Raw genomic sequence first — 3467 nt, forward strand, 5'->3', positions numbered from 1 at the left:
ATCGAGGTTTGCTGCAAGAGCCTCTGATCCGCAATCGGACTTCGACAGGCTCGCATCATGATCGGGAGTACACGGATGTTCTACGCAATCATTGCAGCCATTCTCGCGGCAGGGCTGGCATCCGTCACGACGCTTCAGGCGGCGGTTTCGGCACCCGAGATTCTCATCGAGTTTCCGGGCGACAGTTCGTCGAACAACCGGAATCTCGAACTCAAGATCGGCCGCGCCCTCAATGAAAGTGGCGAGATCGTTTCCTCGGCCTACTTCACGCTCTACTCGAGCGAAACGCAGAGCTCAACGCTTTGGGTAACCGATGGAACGCTCGAGGGAACGCATCTTGCAGCGCCGTACAGGATCTCGGGAAATCAGGCGATCGCCGCGGATGTCGGTTTGTTCTTTACCGCATACGACGGCTCGGATGTCCTGCAAATCTTTCGAACGAATGGGCCGGGTTCGAGTGTCCTCACACTTACGCAGGAATCGGTGCTGACGACTTCGTTGAAGGGGGTGATTGGCAACGATGTAGTGCTCGCGCGCCCAGGCCCATCGGGACAGACGGCAGCGTGGCGTCTGGACGGCATGAACGGCGCGCCCAGTTTGTTGGGACTGCTGCCGGGCATGGGGGTAGAGTGGGCGGTTTCGAATCAGCACATTGAAGCGATTTCATATGACGCTGGTGTCGGCTACGGCATTACCAGCCTGCCGGGAGATGGTTTTCAACCGTTCGCGATTCCTGCCACCCCTCCGAACACTTACTGGGACTATCCGCATCGAATGGGTGCTGGTACTCGAATAACCTGCTTCAAGGCATTCACGCATTACAGTGCCGTCGACATACGTCAGGAGCTCAACTGCACCGACGGAACCGCGCAAGGCACGCGTATTCCGACGCCTGTTGCCGGAGAAGCGGGCGTGCCGCTTCTGGATTCCGTCCTGTTTCATCCGCTCGGAGATCGCCTGCTGGTTCAGGGCGTTGGGGGCAACTTACCCTTCAGGGGCTCGCCAACCATTACTGACGGTACGGACGCCGGCACGTTTCCGTTGCTGGATGGAAGCTTTGGCGACTGGTCACCTTGTTCGAACGACCGTTCAGGAAGCCTCTACCTGGCGGCAAACAGCAATACGGTCGGGCAACAGCTCTGGATAACAGACGGCAGCCTCGTGGGGAGTCGGCTTGTGATGAACTTGCCTTCATCGGGTTCCTCCTGCCCAAGAAAAGGAACGACCCTCCAGGGCAGCTCGATGGCCTATCTCCAGCTTGGACAAACCTTGATCCAGTCGGATGGAACGCCGGCCGGAACCATACCGGTGCCCGGCTCACCAGCCTAGACCGATTTCGGCTCCAATCCCTGGAGCGATCGTCCACAAGGGATCGTTGCAGTCGGACGCTGGCTGGTCTTTGTCGCTCCACTATCCGAAACTCGGGACGGACTCTGGCGACTCGATCTCGACCCTATCTATGCGGATGGGATGGACGATTGAATCTGCCAGGCCGTGTCGGTCGACAGACGCGGCGGTTCTCTCCGAGTGAGACGCTACCGCGCATAATTGGTGGATGGCCCGCAACGATCCCGATGACCTCACTCGCCCGACCCGGATCAAGGGTCGCGGTGCCGGCAGCAATCGTGAGGGTCGCTTCGAGTCGCTGCGCAAAACTGTCGAGGATGATGGCTGGTATCGCGAGGAAGAGGGCACGTCGCGGCCGCCGACCCGGGTTTCCATCGAACGTGCGCGTTCGATCATCAGTCGCAATGAGTCACCGGATATTCCGTTCAACCAGTCGATCAATCCGTATCGCGGTTGCGAACACGGCTGCAACTACTGCTACGCGCGGCCGACGCATGCCTACCTGAATCTGTCACCGGGACTGGATTTCGAGACGCAGCTGTTTGCCAAGACGAATGCCGCCGAGCGCTTGCGTGTGGAGCTGGCGAAACCGGGTCATGTCTGCGAGCCGATCACGCTTGGCGCCAACACCGATGCCTACCAGCCAATCGAGCGTGAGTATCGGATCACGCGCGAGATCATCGAGCTGCTGCACTCATGCCGGCACCCGTTGACCATCATCACCAAGAATGCACTGGTCGAGCGTGATCTTGATCTGCTCGCGCCAATGGCGCGCGACAACCTGGTCCAGGTGTTCGTCTCGATCGGCATCCTCGACAACCGGTTGGCGAGCACGCTGGAACCGCGCGCGACGGCGCCGCATCGGCGCATGCAGATCGTGGCCAATCTGCATGAAGCCGGCGTGCCTTGCGGCGTACTGGTTGCGCCTATCATACCGGCGGTCACCGACATGCACATGGAGCACGTGCTTGAGCAGGCGGCCGAGCTCGGCGCGAATATTGCCGGCTACACCGTGTTGCGCCTGCCGCATGAATTGAAGGGGCTCTTCCGCGAGTGGCTGGACCTGCATGTGCCGGATCGCGCCGAACACGTGATGAGCCTGATCCGGCAGATGCGCGGCGGTCGCGAGAATGATGCGCGATTCGCCTCACGCATGCGTGGCGAGGGCGTCTATGCCGATCTGATCCGGCAACGGTTCGCGCTGGCCTGTCGCAAGTACGGGTTGAAACGCTCGCGCGAGTTGTCTCTGGATTGCTCGAAATTCATCGCCCCGCGCCGGGATTCGGCGCAGGGCGATTTGTTCTGAGCAACACGCCACTCAATACCCAGTGGTGCGCAATTCTTCCTGCACAGCCTCATGCGTGGCCAGCACCTGTGCCGATGGTTCCTTCGTCAGCAGGCTGACTGAAACAACGGCAATCGTCGCGGCAATGAAGCCGGGGATCATCTCGTAAATCGCGCTGCCGGATTCCTTCCACAGGACCACGACCAGGGTACCGACAATCATGCCCGCCAGTGCGCCGTTGCGATTGGTACGCTTCCAGTACAGGGACAACAGGATGACCGGGCCGAATGCGGCTCCGAATCCGGCCCAGGCGTAGCTGACCAGACCGAGCACGCGGCTTTCCGGATCGGAGGCAATGGCGATCGCGATCAAGGCCACGACCAGAACCATCGTGCGCCCCACCCAGACCAACTCGCGACTACTCGCATTCTTGCGCAGGAAGCCACGATAGAAATCCTCGGTCAGCGCGCTGGAACAGACCAGCAGCTGGCATGACAACGTGCTCATGACGGCGGCAAGAATGGCCGAAAGCAGGATGCCCGCGATCCATGGATTGAACAGTTGCTGGGCAAGCAGGATGAAGATGCGCTCCGAGTTGTCGTTCACCTCCCCGGCGAGTGCGGGGTTTGCACCGAACCAGGCAATACCGAAGAAACCGACCGCTATCGAACCGGCCAGGCAAACCGTCATCCAGGTCATGCCGATGCGGCGCGCGGCCGGTATCGACTTCACGCTATCGGCGGCCATGAAACGCGCCAGGATATGCGGCTGGCCGACATAGCCGAGTCCCCAGGCCATTGATGAGATGATCGCGACAACACCGCCGGCTCCGACC

Annotated in this window: 3 protein-coding genes; 2 read left to right on the forward strand and 1 reads right to left on the reverse strand. The window is 60.5% G+C overall.

Going from position 1 to position 3467, the window contains the following annotated elements:
* Positions 1 to 75 precede the first annotated feature (75 nt).
* Together WBP53_RS11265 and WBP53_RS11270 are read left to right on the forward strand one after the other, a co-directional pair.
* Positions 76 to 1329 (forward strand): hypothetical protein, encoded by a 1254-nt coding sequence (locus tag WBP53_RS11265; protein WP_423928945.1) that lies wholly within the window; start codon positions 76 to 78, stop codon positions 1327 to 1329.
* A 226-nt stretch (positions 1330 to 1555) separates the two neighbouring features.
* The gene (locus tag WBP53_RS11270) at positions 1556 to 2653 is read left to right on the forward strand and encodes a PA0069 family radical SAM protein (RefSeq protein ID WP_423928947.1); all 1098 of its coding nucleotides are present in this window, start codon (positions 1556 to 1558) and stop codon (positions 2651 to 2653) included.
* A 12-nt stretch (positions 2654 to 2665) separates the two neighbouring features.
* Here WBP53_RS11270 and WBP53_RS11275 read toward each other — a convergent pair.
* Positions 2666 to 3467, reverse strand: an 802-nt coding sequence (locus WBP53_RS11275; protein ID WP_423928949.1) for a sodium:solute symporter family transporter, incomplete at its 5' end; no start/stop codon positions are given.

The organism is Dokdonella sp. (assembly GCF_049593775.1).
In the GTDB taxonomy this organism is placed as follows: Bacteria; Pseudomonadota; Gammaproteobacteria; order Xanthomonadales; family Rhodanobacteraceae; genus Dokdonella.

Coding starts and splice junctions, on each gene's coding strand:
- WBP53_RS11265 (WP_423928945.1), top strand. CDS start 76: ATGTTCTACGCAATCATTGCAGCCATTCTCGCGGCAGGGCTGGCATCC.
- WBP53_RS11270 (WP_423928947.1), top strand. CDS start 1,556: ATGGCCCGCAACGATCCCGATGACCTCACTCGCCCGACCCGGATCAAG.